16 protein-coding genes and 1 tRNA gene are annotated in these 18,404 nt (G+C 23.2%); 10 read left to right on the forward strand and 7 right to left on the reverse strand.

Features of this window, described 5'->3' with window-relative positions; genetic code table 11:
- The first annotated feature begins 247 nt into the window (after positions 1-247).
- From BBP_RS01995 to recD, 7 genes are all read left to right on the forward strand, one after another.
- Positions 248-847, forward strand: coding sequence for a YhgN family NAAT transporter (locus BBP_RS01995; protein WP_011091512.1), 600 nt, complete (start codon positions 248-250; stop codon positions 845-847).
- 251 nt (positions 848-1,098) lie between these two features.
- On the forward strand, positions 1,099-2,280 hold the full coding sequence (locus tag BBP_RS02000) for a phosphoglycerate kinase (RefSeq protein ID WP_011091513.1): 1,182 nt from the start codon (positions 1,099-1,101) through the stop codon (positions 2,278-2,280).
- A gap of 38 nt (positions 2,281-2,318) precedes the next feature.
- Positions 2,319-3,398 (forward strand): class II fructose-bisphosphate aldolase, encoded by a 1,080-nt coding sequence (gene fbaA / locus BBP_RS02005; protein WP_011091514.1) that lies wholly within the window; start codon positions 2,319-2,321, stop codon positions 3,396-3,398.
- 159 nt (positions 3,399-3,557) lie between these two features.
- Complete coding sequence (mscS, locus tag BBP_RS02010; protein ID WP_011091515.1) at positions 3,558-4,403, forward strand: small-conductance mechanosensitive channel MscS; 846 nt, start codon at positions 3,558-3,560, stop codon at positions 4,401-4,403.
- Between the two features lie 17 nt (positions 4,404-4,420).
- Positions 4,421-7,756, forward strand: a complete 3,336-nt coding sequence (locus BBP_RS02020) for an exodeoxyribonuclease V subunit gamma (protein WP_011091516.1) — start codon at positions 4,421-4,423, stop codon at positions 7,754-7,756.
- 39 nt (positions 7,757-7,795) lie between these two features.
- Complete coding sequence (gene recB, locus BBP_RS02025; RefSeq protein ID WP_011091517.1) at positions 7,796-11,338, forward strand: exodeoxyribonuclease V subunit beta; 3,543 nt, start codon at positions 7,796-7,798, stop codon at positions 11,336-11,338.
- 21 nt (positions 11,339-11,359) lie between these two features.
- Entirely contained in the window at positions 11,360-13,216 is a 1,857-nt protein-coding gene (gene recD, locus BBP_RS02030) for an exodeoxyribonuclease V subunit alpha (RefSeq protein WP_011091518.1), read from the forward strand.
- Positions 13,217-13,254: 38 nt separating this feature from the next.
- Here recD and BBP_RS02035 read toward each other — a convergent pair.
- Positions 13,255-13,331, reverse strand: a tRNA-Met gene (locus BBP_RS02035).
- 282 nt (positions 13,332-13,613) lie between these two features.
- Between BBP_RS02035 and ribE the strand changes: the two genes are divergently transcribed.
- From ribE to nusB, 3 genes are all read left to right on the forward strand, one after another.
- A complete protein-coding gene (gene ribE, locus BBP_RS02040) occupies positions 13,614-14,093 on the forward strand; it encodes a 6,7-dimethyl-8-ribityllumazine synthase (RefSeq protein WP_011091519.1) in 480 nt (159 codons plus the stop codon).
- Between the two features lie 89 nt (positions 14,094-14,182).
- A complete protein-coding gene (ribD, locus tag BBP_RS02045; protein WP_011091520.1) occupies positions 14,183-15,301 on the forward strand; it encodes a bifunctional diaminohydroxyphosphoribosylaminopyrimidine deaminase/5-amino-6-(5-phosphoribosylamino)uracil reductase RibD in 1,119 nt (372 codons plus the stop codon).
- A gap of 163 nt (positions 15,302-15,464) precedes the next feature.
- A complete protein-coding gene (nusB, locus tag BBP_RS02050; protein WP_011091521.1) occupies positions 15,465-15,899 on the forward strand; it encodes a transcription antitermination factor NusB in 435 nt (144 codons plus the stop codon).
- Positions 15,900-16,012: 113 nt separating this feature from the next.
- Here nusB and BBP_RS02900 read toward each other — a convergent pair whose 3' ends face one another.
- The 6 genes from BBP_RS02900 to BBP_RS02960 form a co-directional block, all read right to left on the reverse strand.
- Positions 16,013-16,168, reverse strand: a complete 156-nt coding sequence (locus BBP_RS02900; protein WP_187145690.1) for a hypothetical protein — start codon at positions 16,166-16,168, stop codon at positions 16,013-16,015.
- Between the two features lie 60 nt (positions 16,169-16,228).
- The gene (locus BBP_RS02890; RefSeq protein WP_148140863.1) at positions 16,229-16,420 is read right to left on the reverse strand and encodes a hypothetical protein; all 192 of its coding nucleotides are present in this window, start codon (positions 16,418-16,420) and stop codon (positions 16,229-16,231) included.
- A gap of 194 nt (positions 16,421-16,614) precedes the next feature.
- The gene (locus BBP_RS02905; protein ID WP_187145691.1) at positions 16,615-16,767 is read right to left on the reverse strand and encodes a hypothetical protein; all 153 of its coding nucleotides are present in this window, start codon (positions 16,765-16,767) and stop codon (positions 16,615-16,617) included.
- A 37-nt stretch (positions 16,768-16,804) separates the two neighbouring features.
- Positions 16,805-17,146, reverse strand: coding sequence for a 1-deoxy-D-xylulose-5-phosphate synthase N-terminal domain-containing protein (locus BBP_RS02955; protein WP_050703101.1), 342 nt, complete (start codon positions 17,144-17,146; stop codon positions 16,805-16,807).
- 62 nt (positions 17,147-17,208) lie between these two features.
- Positions 17,209-17,283, reverse strand: a complete 75-nt coding sequence (locus BBP_RS02990; protein WP_416224305.1) for a 1-deoxy-D-xylulose-5-phosphate synthase N-terminal domain-containing protein — start codon at positions 17,281-17,283, stop codon at positions 17,209-17,211.
- Between the two features lie 101 nt (positions 17,284-17,384).
- On the reverse strand, positions 17,385-17,627 hold the full coding sequence (locus tag BBP_RS02960; protein WP_079172728.1) for a 1-deoxy-D-xylulose-5-phosphate synthase N-terminal domain-containing protein: 243 nt from the start codon (positions 17,625-17,627) through the stop codon (positions 17,385-17,387).
- Positions 17,628-18,404: the final 777 nt, after the last annotated feature.

An 18,404-nucleotide genomic window follows, 5' to 3' on the forward strand; every position in this document is an offset into this window, starting at 1 on the left:
ATATATTAATTCTAAAAACACTGAAACTTACTTTAATATCATGATTCATATATAATTTTGTTAAATGCATCTATAACAATTACATACATATATAAATATGATTTTTACATTAATCACTAATATAAATATTTATATATTATTACAAATAATAATTATATTTAAAATTTTCTAGTTTTTTTTAAAACTTTTATTATATAAGTTTTTAACTATTAAAATCCTGTTACTTTTATTTACTAGGAAATTTATTATGAAAGAAATAATTTCTGTTACCATTTTATTAATTTTAATTATGGATCCACTAGGAAATCTACCTATATTCATGTCCATATTAAAACATTTAGAACCACAAAGACGAAAAAAAATATTAATTCGAGAAATGATGATTGCACTATTAATAATGCTATTATTTTTATTCGCTGGAGAAAAAATTTTAATTTTTCTTAATTTGCGTGCAGAAACAGTATCTGTCTCAGGTGGAATAATATTATTTTTAATAGCAATAAAAATGATTTTTCCGACCTATGAAAGCAAAAAAAAATCAGGTAACATTATTAAAAGAGAAGAACCATTTTTAGTACCATTAGCTATTCCCTTAGTTGCAGGACCATCATTATTAGCTACACTAATGCTATTATCTCATCAATATCCTAAAAAAATTTTATATTTAATCGGATCATTGCTAATCGCATGGATGATAACGGTAGTCATTTTACTATTATCTGACATTTTCTTACGTCTATTCGGATCTAAGGGAGTGAATGCTTTAGAAAGATTAATGGGATTAATTTTAATAATGTTATCTACACAAATGTTTTTAGATGGCATCAAATCTTGGTTTTATATATAAAAACAATATAAAATATCATATTAACATATGTCATCATAGAAATTTTATAAATAACATATACATCATTTTAATTTATAAAAATGTTCAATTTACATACATTAAATACTTCATTCAATATGAAACTATAAAAAAATCCGTCATTATTCATAAAAATATGCAATATGTTTGTTAAAATAAATATTACGATATGACATAATTCTCAGCTAATGTTGTATTTATGAATAAATAATAATATTATATGGAAAAAAAATATGTCTATTATTAAAATTACTGATTTAAATCTTTTAAATAAAAAAGTTCTTATTCGCTCAGATTTAAACGTACCAATAAAAAACAATAAAATTTCATCATATGCACGTATTCATGCATCACTTCCAACAATTAAATTTGCTCTAAAAAATCTAGCTAAAGTAATTGTCACTTCACACCTAGGTAGGCCAACTGAAGGCATATACAAAAAAAAATTTTCATTATTTCCTGTTTTTAAATATTTTAAAAAAATACTTCCTGAAACTAATATATATTTTTCTCAAAATTTAACTGAATGCTCTTCAATAAAATCCGGTGAATTAATTATATTAGAAAACGTGCGATTCAACCAAGGAGAAAAAGAAAATAGCAAAATTCTATCTAAAAAATATGCTACTTTATGTGATATATTTGTCATGGATGCATTTGGTGCAATACATAGAAACGAAGCATCAACTAATGGGATAATAAAATACGCTAAATTAGCATGTTCTGGGTTATTACTTGAATCAGAACTAAAAACATTAAATTCAGCTTTAACTAATCCTGTTCGTCCTATGGTTGCAATTGTAGGAGGAGCTAAAGTATCTACTAAGTTTAAAACATTAACTACATTAGCAAAAATTTCAGATACCTTGATAGTAGGAGGAGGTATTGCTAATACATTTATATCTATTGATCACAATATTGGAAAATCTTTACATGATCCAAAATTTATTGAACAAGCTAAAATACTAAAAGAAAAATACAACATTTTTATTCCAACAGATTCTCGAGTTAGCACTACGTTTACATATGACAGTATAGCCACTATAAAAAGTACATCTGATATTCACGCTAATGAAGAAATTATGGATTTTGGCGATATTAGTATTAAAAATATGATAAATATAATAAAAAAAGCTAAAACTATCTTATGGAATGGACCAATAGGAGTGTTTGAATTCAAAAACTTTAGTAAAGGAACAGAACAATTGTCAAAAGCTATCGCTTCCAGTGATGCATTTTCCATAGCAGGTGGAGGTGATACATTATCAGTTGTTGAAATGTTTAAAGTACAAAATAACATCTCATATCTTTCTACTGGAGGTGGTTCGTTTTTAAAATTTTTAGAAGGGAATAAATTTCGTATAATTGAGTTATTAGAAAAACACTTTAATAAATTTAAAAATAATAATTTTTAATTATACTATTTTGATCTAACAGGAAAATGTAATTCACTATGTGTAATATTCTAAATAAAATTAAACCAGGCGTAATAACAGGAAATGAAGCATTAAAATTATTTAAAATAGCAAAAAAAAATCATTTTGCCATACCAGCTATAAATTGCATTAACACAGATTCTATCAATATAGTACTTGAAACAGCTAAAAAGGCTAAAAGTCCAGTCATAATACAATTTTCTTATGGTGGATCAAATTTTATTTCAGGACCAGGATTAACAACAAATATATTACACAAAAAAGCAATCATAGGCGCACTGTCAGGAGCTAACCACGTACATATTATGGCAAAACATTATAACGTTCCCGTAATTTTACATACTGACCATTGCAATAAAAACATGCTTCCATGGATTGATGAATTAATTAATGTTGGAACAAAACATTTTAAAACATATAACAAACCTTTATTTACTTCTCATATGATAGATTTGTCTAATGAAAAATTAGATTATAATATTAATATTTGTTCAAAATACCTAGAAAAAATGCGAAAAATAAACATGTTACTAGAAATAGAACTTGGATGTACGGGTGGAGAAGAAGATGGTATTAATAATACAAAAATAAATAAATCTTTACTATATACGCAACCTAATGAAGTTAACTATGCTTATGAACGCCTTTCTTCCGTCGGACCAGAATTTATTATAGCTGCGTCATTTGGAAACGTACATGGAGTATATAAATCCGGAAATGTTCGTTTAACACCAGATATTTTAAAAAAATCGCAAAATTACGTAAGCAAAAAACATAATTTATCTTGTAATCCATTATGTTTTGTATTTCATGGTGGGTCTGGTTCCTCAGAAAAAGATATAAAAAAATCCATTAAGTACGGAGTCATAAAAATGAATATTGATACTGACATACAATGGGCGACTTGGCAGGGAATATTAAATTTTTATAACAAAAATAATAAATATTTACATAACCAAATAGGAAATTTAGATAATGAAAATAAACCTAATAAAAAATATTATGATCCAAGAACATGGATCAGATCTTCCCAAATTTCCGTATCAAATCATTTAACAAAAATATTTCGCATATTAAATTCTTGTAATACATTGTAAAAAATTATAAATTTGTTTATACATACTCAAATTGTTAAAATTAAAGGAGAATTGAAATGTCAATGTTCTCCTTAATTTTAAAATTAAAACAATAATATCTATATAATCATTCCAAACATTATTAATATAATCTATTAACATTTATCGAAAATAATACAAATGACACAATTAAATGTAGTAAATGACATCAACCATGCAGGAAATTGGTTAATAAGAAATCAAGAACTATTACTAAGCTATATTATTAATTTAATTTCATCAATTATTATATTAATAATAGGTTTTTTTGCTGCTAAAATAATTTCAAATTTAATTAACAAAGTGTTAATTACTCAAAAAATTGATACTACAATTGCTAATTTTTTAGCTGCATTAGTTAGATATATTATTATTACTTTTGCATTAATAGCTTCATTAGGATGTATAGGGGTACAAACTACTTCTGTAATTGCAATATTAGGTGCTGCAGGAATGGCTATTGGATTAGCTTTACAGGGATCTTTATCAAATTTTGCAGCTGGAGTATTATTAGTTATACTACGTCCATTTCGAACTGGGGAATACGTAAACTTAGAAAAAATATCAGGAACAGTGTTAAATATACATGTATTTTATACAACTTTTAGAACACTAGATGGAAAAATCGTTGTTATTCCTAACGGAAAAATTATATCAGGAAACATAATTAATTATTCTAGAGAAAAAGCCAGAAGAAACGAATTTATTATTGGCGTATCATATGATTCTGATATTGATAAAGTTATCAAAATACTTAAAAATGTTGTGAAAAATGAAAAAAGAGTACTCAAAGATCGAGATATAATAGTGGGATTAAGTGAATTAGCACCTTCTTCTTTAAATTTTATAGTACGATGTTGGAGTCATACTGATGATATAAACATAGTATATTGGGATTTAATGGTAAAATTTAAAAAAGCATTAGACTCCAATAATATAAATATTCCATACCCTCAATTTGACATTAACTTAAAGAAAAAATATTAATAATAAAAATAGAAACCATGTTTACATTATATAAATCTCTTAAATTTAATCTATTTGTTAAATCAGCTTTCAAAGTGATATTAAATGAACCATTACTAAATCCATTAACTAAAGAAATATTCATTGTAAACAACAAAGAAACAGAACAATGGATCAAAATATTTATAGCCAAAAAATATAAAGTTTGCACTAACATTAAATTTTTTAAACTCAAACATTTTATTTTAAATATTTTAAAACAAAATACTCCTAAATTATATTCTAAATCAGAATTTAGTAAATATTCAATAATGTGGAAAATAATAAATATACCAGACATCCAACATTTACTTACTAAAATTGTTTCTAAAAATAATACCTATAGCACATTATTTAAAATAGCATCTTCTATATCAAATTTATTTCAATTATATTTAAAGTATCGACCAGATTATATAAAAAAATGGGAACAAAAGTCTAATATCCCTAAAACTCGTTTAAAACAAAAATGGCAGCAAATAATCTGGATGCGCATTATTAAATATACAAAAGATGCAAACAAACCTATTTTACATTTTTCAAATTTACTATATGACAGTATAAAAAAAATGCAACGAAATAACTTTATTAATACAAAATTACCTGTCAGAATCTTTATTTTTAATATAACACCTATTACCCCGCAATATGCAATTTTTTTAAAATCTATAAGTAAATATTGTTCTGTGCATTTTTTTTATGCAACAGCATCATATAATGATAAACAAATGTTTTCCACTAGTTTTATTAAATTCAAACAAACACAAGAAATTTCAAATAATCAATTATTATCTTTACTACATTCTAAAAATAAAAACATTATTTATCATGAAATTGAAAATTTTCAAAAAAATACTAAATTTCAATCATACTGGATAACATATGAATATGAGCAAATGTTATTTTTGTCATTAATAAAAGACAAAACAATTAATTTAAACTTTAAAATAAAACAAAATTCTCTATTACAATATCTTCAAAATAAAATATTAAATTTACATAGCATTCAAAAAAAAAATAATGAACAAGAAAATAATAAAATACTTATACTGAAGACAGATAAATCTCTTTCAATACATTCTTGCCATACTTTAATAAGAGAAATTGAAGTTTTGCATAATAATTTACTTAATATTTTAAATGATAACAACGACATTTTATTCCAAGATGTACTAGTTATTAGCAAAAATCTAGATACATATATTCCTTATATAAATCAAATTTTTAATTCTGCTTCATCCAAAAATTTTATTCCCTTTTCAATTAATTACAAGAATATAAAAAACATTGAATTTTATAAAACTATATTAGAATTGATAGATTTACCTAATATTGAACTAAATATTAATAAAATTACTAATTTATTGAATATTCCAACTTTATTAAAAAAAGTACAAATAAACGAACAAGAAATACCTATTTTATTACAAATTATAAATCAAACTGAAATACAATGGGAAAACGACAATATCTTATCGAACGATTGGTTGTCTAACGACATAACAAAATGTTGGGAACATGGATTACAAAGAATTTTTTTGGGACAAATTATAAATAATATTGATTATAAATTTTGGGAAAATATTGTACCCTATAACGAATTTAGCACGCTATATTATAACATTTTTAATAAATTAATATCTTTAATATCACTACTCAATAAATGGAAAAAAATATTATCTAAACCTAAATTCTTATCACATTGGGATATTACGTTTAAAAAACTATTAAATGACTTTTTTACAGATCATGAACAAAAACAACCCGAAGCTAAATTAATTATAAAAAAATGGACAGAAATAATACATTCCGGAATGCAAGAAAAATATACTAAAAAAATTTCTATAACATTACTAAAGAACGAACTATGCAATTCTGTTTCATACATTTCTCAATCAAATTATTTATTTTCTGGAAAAATAACATTTTGTAATAACTTTACTTTAACAAATATTCCATTTAAGATAATTTATTTAATAGGATTAAACGATAACATAAGTTCTAATACACATGAATCATTCGACATATATAATTTACTTAAATTACACCCAAGAGCATATGATCCATGTGATGAAATAAATCATAAAAATCTACTTTTAAAAACATTATTATCAGCAAAAAAATTTTTCTATATAAGTCATCAAATTGTCTCTAACAATTATAAAAAGTTAAATAACATTCCTATTGCAATAGACAAAATTATTAAATATATTACTCAATACTTTTATATAAAAAATAAAAACAAAGACAATTTCAATGATAACTTAAAAGATATAAAATCTCACATATATCATAATTATACTTTTTATGCCCATGAAAAAAGAAATTTTTTAGAAAAACTAAATTATCCTAATTTTAATACAACAATATGGAAAATGGCTACTTTAATTAATAATTCTCATAAAGAATTTATAAAAAAATTACCATCCATTAAAAATCAAACGATAAACTATAACACATTAATCTTATTTTGGAAAAACCCTATTCAAACATTTTTTCATGTACGTCTTAATATTCAATTAAATACAACAAAAAATAAACATATGCACCAAAACAAACATTTTATAAACAAATTAGATCAATATAAAATGAATAAAACACTTTTAAAATTTTTTTTATATAAACAAAATACTAACCAATTATTTCAATATTATAAAAACATAGGAATTATTCCTAATAACAATATTGGAAACATTATTTGGGAATATACAAAAAAATTAATAACACCATTATACGACCAAATTATGAAAATAAAAAAAATATTAAATAATTCTAAATTTTGCATAAATGTTAAAAATAAATGTATGTTACACGGACAATTAAAAAATATTAATAGTTCAGGAGGATTATTACGCTGGAAAGCAACAAAACTTAGTTTTCAAGATATCATATCGTGCTGGCTAGAACATTTATTATATTGTTCACTATATAAAAAACATAACAGTATATTAATAGGAACTAATCATCAAATAATTACTTTTTATAAATTAGAAAATAAAACAGCTAAATACTATTTGAAAAAATACATATCGGGCTATTTTGATGGAATGGAACAACCAATATTGCTAACTAAATCTGGAATTAATTGGATTAATGCAATTTATGACAAAAAAAATAACAAGTTTTATACTAATACAAATAAAAACCTAAATGCTTATAAAATATTTCTAAATACATGGAACGGAAATAATTGGATAACTGGTGAAAAAGATGATCCGTATATACAAAAAATGATAGTTTATTTAACTAAAAAAAATATTCAAAAAATATATAAAACAACTAAAAAATGGTTAACACCAATACTAAAAAATATTTCTTATTCGAAATACCATTAATAATTTATAAAATTCATTAAAATATACACAACAAAAACTATGATTACAACTATACCAAAATCTATAAATGTAACAACAATTCCTTTATCTGGAAAAATTTTAATTGAAGCTTCAGCAGGGACAGGAAAAACATTTTCTCTAACTATTTTATATATTCGCCTACTTTTAGGAATCACAAATCATGTTAAATATAAAAAAGGATTATTAATTAAAGAAATTTTAGTAGTTACATTTACCGAACACACTCGAGCAGAACTTGAAATAAGAATTAAAACATATATTAAAATTTTTAAAACAGCATGTATAAAAAAATATAGTAATAACTATGTATTATCAAAGTTACTATCTAAAATCACTGATTTTCCAAAAACTATTGATATACTATCTAAAGCGGAAAACTCAATACACGAATTATCAATTTATACAATTCATGGATTTTGCTATAAAATATTAAAACTAAATAAATTTAATTCAGAGCTAATGCTTCAAAATAAAATTCTAAAACATACATATCCATTATACCTAAAAATAAGTATTAAATTTTGGAAATACTATTTTGCTTTTCTATCATTAGATATTACTTCCATTCTTTTAGAATATTTTAATAATCCTAAAACTTTATTAAAAGAAATTTTACCTTTACTCAATAAAACACAATTAATAAGTAAATTAACTAAAACTAAAAGAAAAAATATTGTCCAAGAATATTATATCTTGATTAAAAAAATAAAACTATTTAAACAAAAATGGGCGAACTATAGCCACTTAATACATTCTGAAATTATAAAAACCAATGTTAATAAACGAATATATACTAAAAGTAATTTAAAAAGATGGATAAATAACATTACCGCATGGGCTACTCAAAAACAAACAAAAAATTTTTTTATACCTTCAGAATTAAAATACTTCAGATATAGTTTTATAATTAAAAAAACAACGTCAGAAAAAATTTTAGACGATAAATTTTTCAAATTTATAGATACATTTTTAGATTCAAAATTCTCTTTAAAAGAAATATTCATAATAGATGCAAGTCTAGAAATAAAAGCTATGTTTATGCAAGAAAAAATAAAAAACAGGTATTTCGAATATGACGATTTAATTACATTTTGCTGGAATATGGTTAACAAAAATAATTTCAATATATCACAAACAATACTAAAAAAATATCCAGTAGCATTAATTGATGAATTTCAAGACACAAATAATAAGCAATATAATATTTTTAAAAAAATTTATAAAAAAGAAAACTTATTAATTCTAATAAGTGATCCCAAACAAGCTATCTACAGTTTTAGCGGTGCAGACATTACTTCCTATTTGCAAGCAAAATCTAATATAAAAAATCAATATTTTCTTGACACTAATTGGAGATCATCACCAAAAATTATAAATAGCATTAATTTATTATTTTCTAGGCTTAAAAATCCTTTTTTAACAAAAAATATTACATTTTATCCTGTAAAGTCATCTCGTATTAACAAAACAACAAAATTTGAAGTTAACGGAAAAAACCAACCCGCACTACGATTTTTACTAAATAAAAATAAAAATATTTCAATAAATGAATATAAAGAATGGATTTCTATTACCACTGCAAAATATATATCTTATTGGATATCTTCTGGAATAAAAGGGAATGCAACTATAACAATATCTAATAAAGTTCGTACTGTAAACTTCAGTGATATTGCTATCATAGTACGAAATAACTTAGAAGCAAAAACAATACAACTAGAACTTACAAAATTAAATATTCAATCTCTATATCTCACTTCTAAAAATAATATCTTTCAAAGCAAAGAAATATTAGAAATATTATGGATATTACAAGCAATTCTTAATCCTAATATTGAACGATTATTAAAAAGAGCCATGTCTACCAACATAATGTCAAAAAATACAAAAGAAATTATATCTATTCCGAATAACCATTCTTATTGGATAAAACTATCTCAAGAATTTAACCAATATTTAATTTTTTGGAACAACTATGGAATTTTATACGTTATTCAACAATTAATAATTAATTATAATATATCTAATAATAACAATTTACTGCACAATTTTTCCCCAAATATTAAAAATATATTGTATATAGGAGAACTACTAGAAGAAAAATCTATTACAATAAAAAATAAATTTTTATTAATAAATTGGCTCAAAAAAAATATTACACAAGATTTTTATCTAACTAAACCAAAATATATAAAACCTAACTATGAAAAAAACAACTATATTAAAATTGTAAGTATACATAAATCAAAAGGATTAGAATATCCCATAACAATTATTCCTTTTGCCACAATAACATTTAACAAAACTGTAAGTACTGTCGAAAAAATATGTTTTAATTTAAATAATACTAAAATAAAAAAACAAAAAACTTTAAAAATAGAAAAACATAAATTTTCAGAAGATATACGATTATTATACGTAGCACTAACTAGATCTATCATACATTGTAGCATTGGAATTTCGTTAGCACAAACAATAACACAAAAAAAAAAGATACAAAAAGAAAAATCTAAATTTAAAATTAACGTTCTAAGATATATTATTCAATCTGGAAAAAATCATATTAGTACAAAAAAATTGTATACTGAATTATCTATTCTAAAAAAAAATAAAAACATAGAAATTATATCCGAAATACCAAACATTATAAAAAAAAATTTTCAAATACCAACACTTAATACTAACAGTCAATCTTTAATGCATTATCAAGTATCTAGAAAATTTAACTATAACTATAATTTTACTAGCTATTCGCAACTAAAAAAAAATATTAAACCGTCTACTATGTATTCAACATTAAACACAAAAAAACTATTTGAGTTAAATGTAAAAAAAAAACACTGTTTCGAAAATAAAATATTAACACCACATACCTTTCCTAGCGGGAAAATATATGGAACTTTATTACACAAAATTTTGAAAAATATTTCATTTCATAAAAGTATTAACTCCAATTGGTTATTAAAAAAACTCTCTGAATACAATCTTGACAAACGTTGGTGTCTAATATTAAAAAATTGGATGTATTCAATACTATACAAAAATTTAGACAAAAATTATAACTTAAGATTATCTAAACTAGATTCTAAAAACTATATCAAAGAACTAAAGTTTTTATTACCTATTAAAAAAAAATTAACAGCTTTAAAATTAAATAATATTTTTCAAACACACCAATGTTCTAGCTTAGAAAACAAATTATGTTTTCATCCAATACAAGGAATACTATCTGGCTCTATAGATTTAGTTTTTCTGTGGAAAACAAAATATTTCTTAGTTGATTATAAATCAAATTGGATAGGAAATTCAAACCAAAGTTATTCACAACAAAACATTAAAAAAATAATAAAAAAACATCATTATAATTTTCAACTTCAACTATATAGTTTAGTATTACACAGATATTTAAAACAACACATAAAAAATTACAGTTTTTACAATCATTTCGGTGGCACATATATACTTTTTATACGATCTATTAATGAAATTCCATCTCAAAATGGAATCTTTTATTCTATTCCTAATATAGAAATAATAAAAAAATTAGAACAAATCTTTTAAAATAAACTTATTCGGACAAATATGACAATAACATCAATATTACAAAAAATGGTTAAACTTAAAATAATCACATCATCAAATTTTTATCTTTCAACTATGTTATTTAATAAAAACACTTTAGCAACATTTCTATCTATATGTGTTAATCACTTCACAAATCATGGACATGTATGTCTACCTCATGTTCTTATTCAACATCAAAAAATATTTTTCACAAATCATATAGCATTAATTACAAAACTATGGGAAATAGCTAAAATAAATACATGTGGTTGGATTGAACAGCTATTAAATAGTAATACCATCAGCAATGGCTCAAAAAATACACCTTTCATATTTTATAAAAACAATTTTTATATTAATAAATTTTGGTTAGCTGAACAAAAAATTTTAAAATTCATTTCTCAAAAACAAAATTTTAAATTAATTAATAAAAATAAAATTCAAAAAATATTGAAAAATATATTTAATACGAATATTGACGACACGCAAAAATTAGCAATAATTTTATCAATAATTAATAATATAACTTTTATTATTGGTGGACCTGGAACAGGAAAAACCACCATAATACTTAAAATATTACTTGTACTAATTCGTTTACATAAAAAAAAAATTAACATAAAACTAACTGCTTTGACGGGAAAAGCTGCAAATCGTTTGTCTGAATCAATTCATGAAAATATAAAAAAATTAAATCTAACTGAACATGAAAAAAACATTTTTAATCAAAAAACAACAACTTTACACAATTTATTAGATTTAAAACCTAACAAATCTTTCAATTATTCATGTTGCAAAAACAAATTATATAATTTAAATCTATTAATAATAGATGAAGCGTCAATGATAGATATAACAATCATGGATAAACTTATTTCTTCTATACCTAAAACTACAAAAATAATTTTTTTAGGAGATTATAATCAGTTACCTTCAATAAGTGGCGGGAATATTTTAAAAAACATATGTAGCTATTATCAAGAAGGGTTTAGTACAACTACAAATAAATTTCTAAAACAACTATTTCCAAATCGTATAACTATTAAAACAATTAAAAAACATCAATTCTCTAATATCAATGATAAAATAATAATGTTAAAAAAAAGTTACAGATTTAAAAAAAAATCAGATATTTTTAAAATATCTGAAATGCTTACAAAAAATAAAATAAATAATATAAAAACACTATACCAAAATATTAATAATGATGTAAATTTTAAACAAATATCGTCTAAAACTAATTACAACAATATAATATTTGAAATTACTAATAGTTATAGCAAATACTGGAGTGCACTAAAGCAATCATTACCATTTCTTAAAATAATAAATATATTTAATAATTATAAAATATTATGCATTTTAAAAAACGGATTATTTGGTATTACAGAATTAAATCTAGCTATAGAAAAAGAAATGAAAAAAATAGGTTGGATTAAAAAAGTAACTATTATTAATGGTCAAACGTGGTATTTTGGAAAACCAATATTAATATTAAAAAATAATGAAGAAATGAATCTTTTTAACGGAGAATGTGGATTAACATTATTAGACGCTAACAAAAAACTAAAAGTATTTTTTTTACCAAAAAATCAAGAACAAATCTATTCAATACCTATACATCTAGTTCCAGAACACCAAACAAACTGGACTATGACAGTTCATAAGTCACAGGGGTCAGAATTTTCTGAAGTAGTATTAATTCTTCCAACGATTATGACATCAATATTGACTAAAGAATTAATCTATACTGCTGTAACTAGGTCAAAAAAAAAACTAACAATATATTCTGACGAAAACATATTTATTAAATCATTAAAAAAAAATATAATACGATATAGTGGATTATCTATACATCAAAAAATAAAATTTTAAAAATAATCTAAAATATAAAAAGTTTACATTCATACTTTTGGTTGCGGGGGTCGGATTTGAACCGACGACCTTCGGGTTATGAGCCCGACGAGCTACCAAACTGCTCCACCCCGCGATTTCTATATATGAGAGTAGTTCATTTTTCTATTAAAAGCAACCTTTTTTTTTAATAAAAGCTTAAAACACAAATAAAAAGTCTATAATTGTTTAAATAACAGTCAAATTACATGTACCATTATTTATAAAATTTTTACTTGAAATTATCACAAAAGATACAAATTAAAATTTTATACATCATATAAATATATTTAAAAATTGCAATAAATATTGCTATCTTCTTAGTAAAAAAACATTTAAAATAAATTAAACTATGTGAAAATTATTACTTACATCAAACATGAAAATAGTTCAAGAAACAATTTCCACAAAAACTAAAAAAAACATTGCCATAATAATAAGTAGATATAATAATTTTATTAATCAACATTTACTAGATGGAGCACTTGATATTCTTAAACGAATAGGCCAAATTAACCAAAAAAACATACCTATAATACATGTTCCAGGAGCATATGAAATACCAATAATCGCTAGCATTATTTCAAAACAAAAAAAATATAATGCTATTATAGCTTTAGGTACTATTATTAAAGGACATACTCTTCATTATTCACATATATCTCATGCTGTTAACTCTGGATTAACTAACATTAGTATTACTAACAATATACCTATTTCTATTGGAATAATAACTGCTAATAATATAGAACAAGCTATAGAAAGAGCAGGTACAAAACTAGGGAATAAAGGCTCAGAAGCTGCATTAACAGCATTAGAAATGATCAATATTATTAATATTCTTGCACAAAATAAATAAACGAAATAAGATTAATCAAAAAAAACCACGCTAAATATTTGTTATAAATGTAACATCTTTATTATAAGTAAGGATTATCGAAATTCGTTATGAAAGATATTTTTTATATGAAAAAAGCTATTAAGTTAGCCAAAAAAGGAAGTTTAACGACATCACCTAATCCTAACGTAGGATGTATTATCGTTAATAATAACATTATAGTAGGAAGTGGATGGCACAAAAAAACTGGGATGAAACATGCAGAAATCTATGCTCTAAAAACTTCTGGAGAAAAAGCAAAAGGAGCTACTGCATACATAACATTAGAACCATGTAGCCATTTTGGTAAAACTCCCCCTTGTTGTGTAGCGCTAACAAAATATGGAATTTCTCGCGTTGTTATAGCAACATTAGATCCCAATCCTAAAGTTTCTGGAAACGGTGTTAAATGGCTTAAAAAACATGGAATATTAGTTACAATAGGAACCTTATCTAAAGAATCTATAAAAATTAATAAAGGATTTTTTCAAAGAATGACAACAGGAATACCGTGGATTAAACTTAAATTAGCTAGTTCAATTGATGGACGTACAGCATTAAATAACGGAAAAAGCAAATGGATTACTTCTGATAAAGCGCGCCATGATGTTCAACATGTTAGAGAAAAATCAGACGCAATTATTAGTAGTAGCGAAACTATACTTTTTGACAATCCACTACTAACTGTGAGAAATACTAATAATAATGATAACAATCAAAAATTATTAAAACACTCTAAAACGTTTTTAAAACAACCTATTCGTGTAATTATTGATAGCAAAAATAGAATAACACCATCACATAAATGCATTAAACAACCAGGTTTACTATTCTTAATAAGAATACACAGCGATAATAATATATGGCCAAGTCATATTAAACAAATTATATTAAATAATAAAAGCAAAAAAATAGATTTAATAGATTTAGTAAAAATGTTAGCCAAATACCAAATTAATAATATACTAATAGAGGCAGGGCCATCATTGTCTAGTTCATTTTTAAAATTAAACATAATTAATGAATTAATTATATATATAGCTCCAAAAATATTAGGAAATTATGCTAAACCCCTATTTTTCCTAGAAAATTATTCAAATTTATCAGATGTTCCACAATTTAAATTTGAAAAAATTACTCAAATAGGAAAAGATTTAAAATTAATATTAACAAAACATAACTCAAGCTAAACAAAAATGTTATTTTACTTTATAAAAAAAGTATCATTAAACATATGACATTCAATTATCCTCACACCAGTTTTTATAATTTAATACATATGATAATAAAATACCTTATTTTAATATTCATATTAAATAAACAAAATAAAACCATTTAGGAACATATAATTTCATGAAATCTAAAACAAAAACTAGACGTAAAGCACGGGAATATGCCGTTCAAGCATTATATTCATGGCAAATATCCAAAAATGATATTTATGATGTCATTAATCATTTTAAAAAAAATAAAACTATTAATGAAATAGACCAAATATATTTTTATGAACTGATAATCGGAATTACTAAAAACTTAAAATATTTAGATGAATTAATGAGACCTTATTTATCTAGAACTATACAAGAACTTGGACAAATTGAAAAAGCAATTCTAAGAATATCATTTTTTGAACTAGATAAAAGATATGATATTCCTTTTAAAGTAACAATTAACGAAAGTATTGAACTAGCAAAATTATTCGGAGCTAAAGATAGTCATAAATTTATTAATGGTGTTCTAGATAAAGCTTCTTTAAAACTTAGAAAAAATAACTCTAACAAAAACTAAAAATTTTAATATCTATAACTAATAAATTTTTGTTGTTTTAAGCAAAATAAAATTTGTTCTCGAATTCCATCTGTATCTAATTTATATTCATTACGAATTTCATTTTGATCACCTTAAGACACAAATTTGTCTAAAATTCTTATATTTAAAACAAAAACATTTATTTTTTGTTTCATGAAAAATTCGTTAACACCACTTCTAGCTCCTCCTGAAATAATATCTTCTTTAATTATAACAAAAAGACTATAATTATGAGTCAAACCAAGCATTAAAGAAAAAATCTAGGGTTTTAAAAAGCGCATATCTACTAAAGTAGCATTTAATTCTCTTTAAATAATCTCTGCATGTATATATAAAATACCAAAGTTTCGAATTACTAAATTCTTTCCATACTGCTGAATTATTTCCTCACCTACAAGAATTAAAGATTTAGGTTTTAACACTTGTCTCCTATTCCAAAACCTTTTTGAATACCTAACCATACTTAAACCGTAGTGATAACAATAACCAGTATACAACATTTACAAACACTCATTTTTATTACTTAGGTGTCATAATAATTAAATTTGGGATGCATCTTAAATATTCTAAATAAAATGTTCCTTGATATGTTTTTTAATCGCAACCAAACTATACCTCTTCAATCAATAGCATAAACAAAACAAGTAATTTTTGAAGTGCAACATCATGTTATCAATTGATTATAAGCACGTTGTTAAAAAGTAAAATAAACCGACAAAACAGGTTTATATCCTCCTAAAACTAATCCAGAAGAAAAAGTTACTGAATATTGTTCAAATGTCGCTACATCAAAACGTCGTTTAGGAAAACACTTTGAAAATGTCTCCATTCCAGATCCCTCTGTCATAGCTGGAGCAACCCCATTAACCTTTTATCCTCATTTGCTACAATACATAAAAAAAATTACCAAAAACTTTGGAATAATTAAAAATTTTTGATTTAGAAGTATAAAACTTTACACTAGAAACACTAAACTTAGGAACGGAATACCATTCCATGGAATTTAATTCAGATAGTAAATAATTTTTTCCTCTTTTAGTTTTTATATGTAACAATTTAATATTAGATTTAATTTTTAATCTGTTCAGAACGTTAATTAATAAATATACATCATGCCCATCTAATAAACCAAAACATTTTAAACCTAAACTTTCAAAAAAAGTATTAGATGAAGCAATATTTTTAAATATTTTTTTAATATATTTTATCTTTGTATAACAAGTCATATTTTTTACAAAACGCACTTTGAAATTTATACGCTATAATATTATCTTTATTAAAACGAGAATTAAATAAATGTTTGTGTAAAAACACCAACATTTTTAGAAATAGACATACTATTGTCATTTAATATTATAAGCAAGTAAATTTTGTTGTATTGAGCATTATTTATTCCTTCAAAAACAATACCTAAAGTTAATGCCCGGGGGGTTCACCAATAACACATACTGTATTTCTATTTTTTTATTCTTTTTTTGATGTAACAGCTAATCCTATCCCTGTACTAATAGACGTAAAAGAATGTCCTACACCAAAAATATCATATTCGCTTTTACTTTTACAAAAAAACATGTAAGCTATTTTTACGAATACTTTGAATGCTATCTCTTCATTTAGCCAAAATTTTGTGGAAATCAATTTGATATCCAACATATCCCATACTAGATTTTCAAAAGAAGTATTTGATACATAATATAATGCTACTATTAATTCTACTTCCCCAAGATTAGATGCTAAGTGCCACTACTGGATTAACTCATTACATCTAATAAATACTATCTTAATTCACAACATAAAATTGGTAATTTTTTAATAGGAAGTAACTTTAATTACTTTACTAAATTTACAAAATTTAATGTAGAATATTTTATACAATCAAAATTCATTAAAAATTACTCATTAAGACATAACACATTTATTTTTAATGATAATGCCATATGAAAATTTTTTAAAAAAACATCCATAAATTTAAACTTTACAGTATTTTAATATTCTAAAAATTTTTATATAAATTTTTATTTTATACGGGATTATAAAAATAAAACAAATGTAACAAAACATGTTTTATTATGTATTTATCATCACTATAATTATTCTTTATACATCAATTAAATTAAATAAATTCATAAATTATATTGTTGTAAATAGATTTAAAATATTATGTTAATTAATTTTGAATAAAATTCTAACTAAAAAAGTTTATGTCTTCTTGAAAAACACATTAATACAAAATTAACACTAATTACATAAAACATTCAAACAATACTTCTGTTTTATACTAATAAATTTAAAATCTAAAAATAACTCTACAAACATTGCTGTTGTTCCGAAAATATAATATAGTTCTAAAATCGTGTTGATATAAATAAAACACTATATGCTCTTGTTATAACATTGTCATTTAGACAAAATATTAACAAACAAACATTTCAACATATTTCCTACTAAATGCCACTTGTAAAATATCCCATATTCATCAATATA

Source organism: Buchnera aphidicola str. Bp (Baizongia pistaciae), assembly GCF_000007725.1.
Classification (GTDB): domain Bacteria; phylum Pseudomonadota; class Gammaproteobacteria; order Enterobacterales; family Enterobacteriaceae; genus Buchnera_B; species Buchnera_B aphidicola_H.

What these genes read in the sequence shown, in the direction of transcription:
- BBP_RS02000 (WP_011091513.1), top strand. Translation starts at nt 1,099, where the DNA reads ATGTCTATTATTAAAATTACTGATTTAAATCTTTTAAATAAAAAAGTT.
- BBP_RS02020 (WP_011091516.1), top strand. Translation starts at nt 4,421, where the DNA reads ATGTTTACATTATATAAATCTCTTAAATTTAATCTATTTGTTAAATCA.
- ribE (WP_011091519.1), top strand. Translation starts at nt 13,614, where the DNA reads ATGAAAATAGTTCAAGAAACAATTTCCACAAAAACTAAAAAAAACATT.
- nusB (WP_011091521.1), top strand. Translation starts at nt 15,465, where the DNA reads ATGAAATCTAAAACAAAAACTAGACGTAAAGCACGGGAATATGCCGTT.
- BBP_RS02890 (WP_148140863.1), bottom strand. Translation starts at nt 16,420, where the DNA reads ATGTTGTATACTGGTTATTGTTATCACTACGGTTTAAGTATGGTTAGG.
- mscS (WP_011091515.1), top strand. Translation starts at nt 3,558, where the DNA reads ATGACACAATTAAATGTAGTAAATGACATCAACCATGCAGGAAATTGG.
- ribD (WP_011091520.1), top strand. Translation starts at nt 14,183, where the DNA reads ATGAAAGATATTTTTTATATGAAAAAAGCTATTAAGTTAGCCAAAAAA.
- fbaA (WP_011091514.1), top strand. Translation starts at nt 2,319, where the DNA reads ATGTGTAATATTCTAAATAAAATTAAACCAGGCGTAATAACAGGAAAT.
- BBP_RS01995 (WP_011091512.1), top strand. Translation starts at nt 248, where the DNA reads ATGAAAGAAATAATTTCTGTTACCATTTTATTAATTTTAATTATGGAT.
- BBP_RS02905 (WP_187145691.1), bottom strand. Translation starts at nt 16,767, where the DNA reads ATGACAGAGGGATCTGGAATGGAGACATTTTCAAAGTGTTTTCCTAAA.
- BBP_RS02900 (WP_187145690.1), bottom strand. Translation starts at nt 16,168, where the DNA reads ATGCTTGGTTTGACTCATAATTATAGTCTTTTTGTTATAATTAAAGAA.
- BBP_RS02955 (WP_050703101.1), bottom strand. Translation starts at nt 17,146, where the DNA reads ATGACTTGTTATACAAAGATAAAATATATTAAAAAAATATTTAAAAAT.
- recD (WP_011091518.1), top strand. Translation starts at nt 11,360, where the DNA reads ATGACAATAACATCAATATTACAAAAAATGGTTAAACTTAAAATAATC.
- recB (WP_011091517.1), top strand. Translation starts at nt 7,796, where the DNA reads ATGATTACAACTATACCAAAATCTATAAATGTAACAACAATTCCTTTA.